Genomic DNA, 1,075 nt, shown 5'->3' on the forward strand with positions numbered 1-1,075 from the left:
CTTTAATTCTTCGACAGATAAAACAACTGTTTTACCATCTTCTTGAAGTTCTGCACCATTTACATCTTTATAATCTGAAAGATCATAGTTTCCTTCATCTTCTGCTGTTTCTTCGTCTAATGACTTATTAAATACAAGGATTACTTCGATAAGATTCTCTGCATATATTGATTCAATAGAAAATTCTATTAATGATTGTTCAAATTCTTCCACTTTCAATTCTGCAGCATAAGCTGTATCTATTAAAAATTTACGATCAGCATCAATTGTGTAATCTTCTTGTTTATCAATTAAACCCCAGTTTATTGCCGCCTCAACATATGGCTGTGCCCAAACACTAATATTTCCATTATCCGTTTCAGCGTCTTTTATCTCAAGTCCTGTTTTGTAAGAGTAACCAACTGCTAGCATTTTTGCAAACTGTTCATATGTTACTCTTTCATCAGGTGCAAAGGTACCATCACCCATTCCATTTATAATGCCAACACTAACAGCTGACTCTATGTATTCATAAGACCATCTACTTTGTTCAACATCTGAAAATGTTGGACTGTTTGTTTCATTTGTTAAATCCAATTCAAATACTAATGCTATAATTTTTGCTGCTTGTTCGCGAGTCATTTCATCTTCAAGGTGTGGTAACCCATCTTCATATCCATTTACTAGCTTCTTTTCTTTTAATATTTCAAACTTTTCCTCTGTTGTAATTTCACTTGAAAACACTACAGATGTGAACATTGAAATTATTAATATTATTGACATTATAAATGAAACTTTATTTTTCATAAACAAAAATACCCCTCATCTAATTATTCAACATATTCTTAAGTAAAAAGACCCCATGTAAACATGAGGTCTTTCACTAAAAATTATAACTAAAAGATAATTCAATAATTATTTAGCAACTTCAGAAGTAGTTAATGCATACTCTCCATCTACTTCATCAAGAGTTACTCCTTCTTCAGTTGACTCAACTTTATCCCCTTCAATGGAAACAACTAGGTTAGTATCCACATCAGATTCTTCTTCTTCAGAATCTAATTCTCCAAGTAATACTACAATCCAGTTTCCATCA

General features: G+C 31.6%; 2 protein-coding genes. Both read right to left on the bottom strand.

The window, feature by feature from the left end; translation table 11 throughout:
- Positions 1–786: S-layer homology domain-containing protein (locus Q5Y73_RS24595; RefSeq protein ID WP_305994563.1), on the bottom strand; the 786-nt coding region annotated here is incomplete at its 3' end.
- 108 nt (positions 787–894) lie between these two features.
- Positions 895–1,075, bottom strand: a 181-nt coding sequence (locus tag Q5Y73_RS24600) for a hypothetical protein (protein ID WP_305994564.1), incomplete at its 5' end; no start/stop codon positions are given.

Origin of the sequence: Chengkuizengella axinellae, from assembly GCF_030730905.1 — a bacterium.
Classification (GTDB): Bacteria; Bacillota; Bacilli; order Paenibacillales; family KCTC-33759; genus Chengkuizengella; species Chengkuizengella axinellae.